Source organism: Pseudomonas sp. KCJK8993, assembly GCF_046230915.1.
GTDB lineage: Bacteria > Pseudomonadota > Gammaproteobacteria > Pseudomonadales > Pseudomonadaceae > Aquipseudomonas > Aquipseudomonas piscis.
This window is the reverse complement of the sequence record NZ_JBJJLO010000222.1, coordinates 1-2,848: the sequence shown is the minus strand read 5'-3', so window position 1 is coordinate 2,848 and position 2,848 is coordinate 1. Positions and strand designations below refer to the sequence as shown.

Below are 2,848 nucleotides of genomic sequence, written 5' to 3'. Positions count from 1 at the left end.
TTAGGGGAAACTGCCGCCCATTGCATTCCTGTGCTGACTTTTTCCTACGGTATCCCCATGACATTCGCCACTCTCGGCCTGATCGAACCCTTGCTGCGCGCCCTCGAACCCCTTGGCTACCAGACCCCGACCCCGGTGCAGGCCCAGGCGGTTCCGGCGGTGCTTGCCGGTCGCGACCTGATGGCCGCAGCCCAGACCGGCACTGGCAAGACCGCCGGTTTCGCCCTGCCGCTGTTGCAATTGCTGACCCTGGAAGGGCCGAAGGTCGACAGCAATTCGGTGCGGGCGCTGATCCTGGTGCCAACCCGCGAGCTGGCCGAGCAGGTCCACGACAGCGTGCGCCAGTACGCCGAACACCTGCCGCTGCGTACCTACGCGGTGTATGGCGGGGTCAGCATCAACCCGCAGATGATGAAGCTGCGCAAGGGCGTCGACCTGCTGGTGGCGACGCCTGGCCGCCTGCTGGACCTGTTCCGGCAGAACGCGGTGAAGTTCGGGCAGTTGCAGACCCTGGTGCTGGATGAAGCCGACCGCATGCTCGACCTGGGGTTCTCCGAGGAGCTCAAGAGCATCTACGCCGCCCTGCCGAAAAAGCGCCAGACCCTGCTGTTCTCCGCGACGTTCTCCGACCCTATCCGCTTGTTGGCCGGGCAGATGCTCAAGGACCCGCTGAGCATCGAGGTCAGCCCGCGCAACGTCGCCGCCAGCACGGTCAAGCAATGGGTGGTGCCGGTGGACAAGAAGCGCAAGCCAGAGCTGTTCAGCCACCTGCTGCGCAAGAACCGCTGGAAGCAGGTACTGGTGTTCGCCAAGACCCGCAACGGCGTGGACGCCCTGGTGGAAAAACTCCAGGGCCAGGGTGTGAATGCCGATGGCATCCACGGCGACAAGCCCCAAGCCACGCGCCAGCGTGCCCTGGATCGGTTCAAGCTGGGCGAGATCCAGATCCTGGTGGCCACTGACGTGGCGGCCCGCGGCCTGGACATCGAGGATCTGCCGCTGGTGGTCAACTTCGACCTGCCGATCGTTGCCGAGGACTACGTCCACCGCATCGGCCGCACCGGGCGTGCCGGTTCCACCGGCGAGGCGATTTCCCTGGTCTGCGCCGATGAAGTGAACCTGCTGTCGGCGATCGAAATGCTGACCCGCCAGACCCTCAAGCGCCATGAGGAGCCAGACTTCGAGCCCGAGCACCGGGTGCCCGAGACCGACGCCAGTGGCCAGGTGGTGAAGAAGCCGAAGAAACCGAAGAAGCCCAAGGCTACCGGTAGCGGCGGCAAGCGCAACCTGGGGCGTTGGGTCGATAGCGGCGAAGTGGCCGCCGAGCCTGCGGTGAAACCGGTGCGCAAGGTGCCGGCCTTCAATACCGGCCCGCGCAAGCGCAAGCCTTAAGCGCCACGACAAGTTGTGGGCGGCCGGTTCAACCTGGCCGCTCCTGGTATCCGGCCTAGGACTGGCGGCGTTCGGCGAGCCATTGGAGGATGCCGCGCCCGGCCCGGCGTCCGCTGGCGAAGCAGGCGGTCAACAGGTAGCCGCCGGTGGGGGCTTCCCAGTCGAGCATTTCTCCGGCGCAGAACAGCCCAGGCTCCTGCCGGATCATCAAGCGTTCATCCAGTGCTTCGAAGCGCACGCCGCCGGCGCTGCTGATGGCTTCGTCCAGGGGGCGGGGCTTGACCAGCACCAGCGGGAGGGCCTTGATCGCCGCCGCCAGGCTGGCCGGATCATTGAAGGTCGCGGCCGGTGTCAGCTCCCGCAGCAAGGCGGCCTTGACGCCGTCGATTCCCAACTGGCTGTGCAAGTGCTTGGCCATGGAACGCGAACCACGAGGCTTGGCCAGGGCCGCCTGGACCTTGTCCCGGGGCTTGCCCGGCAGCAGGTCGATATGAATGGTGCCTTGGCCGTGCAGGTTGATCGCTTCACGGATCGAGGCCGAAAGGGCATAGATCAGGCTACCCTCGATACCCTTGGCGGTGATCACGCATTCCCCCAGGCGGGGCGTGTCGTCGTCCAGGCCGATGGCCACGTTCTTCAAGGGGGCCCCGGCGAACTTGTTGCGCAGCAGTTCGCTCCAGGCGGCCACTTCGAAACCGCAGTTGCTCGGCTGCAGGGGCGCTACCTGGACCCCACGTTGCGCAAGCAACGCCATCCAGGCGCCATCGGAGCCCAGGCGTGCCCAACTGCCGCCGCCCAGCGCCAGTAGCACCGCGTCGGGGCGTACCGCGCTTTCACCCTCGGGATGCTGGATGCGCAGGCTGCCGTCGGTATTCCAGCCGAGCCAGCGATGCCGGGTGTGGATAACCACCCCGGCTTCGCGCAGGCGCTTGAGCCAGGCGCGTAGCAAGGGCGCGGCCTTCATGTCGGTGGGAAACACCCGGCCGGAGCTGCCGACGAAGGTCTCGATCCCCAGTCCGTGAATCCATTGGCACAGGGCCTGGGCATCGAATTCGCGCAGCCAGGGGGCGATTTGCGGCGCCCGTTCGGCATAGCGCGAGAGAAAGGCCGGGTAGGCTTCGGAATGGGTGATGTTCATGCCGCCCACGCCCGCCAGGAGGAACTTGCGACCCACCGAGGGCATGCCGTCATACAGGTCGACCCGGGCTCCTGCCTGGCTCAGGACCTCGGCGGCCATCAGGCCGGCCGGGCCGCCACCGATGATGGCAACATGGTGGGACAGGGGAGAAGGGGATCGAGTCATGGCGGGGCGATGCTGGGGGAATGAGCCGCGCATTCTACCCCGGCCATGGTCGGGCGGGGCGCCGATGAGGGCGGCCGGACACCCCGCGCCGTGCCCGGGGTGTCCGGCGGCCGGGGGCCGCCCGGCGCCACTTGCGGCCCGGGGACGGGGCTG

General features: G+C 67.3%; 2 protein-coding genes. One reads left to right on the top strand and one right to left on the bottom strand.

The window, feature by feature from the left end; genetic code table 11:
* The first annotated feature begins 57 nt into the window (after positions 1 to 57).
* Positions 58 to 1,392 carry a DEAD/DEAH box helicase gene (locus ACK6AU_RS31700; RefSeq protein ID WP_185698300.1) on the top strand — a complete coding sequence of 445 codons (1,335 nt, stop codon included), beginning with the start codon at positions 58 to 60 and terminating at the stop codon, positions 1,390 to 1,392.
* Positions 1,393 to 1,447: 55 nt separating this feature from the next.
* Here ACK6AU_RS31700 and ACK6AU_RS31695 read toward each other — a convergent pair whose 3' ends face one another.
* Positions 1,448 to 2,695, bottom strand: a complete 1,248-nt coding sequence (locus ACK6AU_RS31695; RefSeq protein ID WP_409303692.1) for a TIGR03862 family flavoprotein — start codon at positions 2,693 to 2,695, stop codon at positions 1,448 to 1,450.
* Positions 2,696 to 2,848 lie beyond the last annotated feature (153 nt).

Coding starts and splice junctions, on each gene's coding strand:
- ACK6AU_RS31700 (WP_185698300.1), top strand. CDS start 58: ATGACATTCGCCACTCTCGGCCTGATCGAACCCTTGCTGCGCGCCCTC.
- ACK6AU_RS31695 (WP_409303692.1), bottom strand. CDS start 2,695: ATGACTCGATCCCCTTCTCCCCTGTCCCACCATGTTGCCATCATCGGT.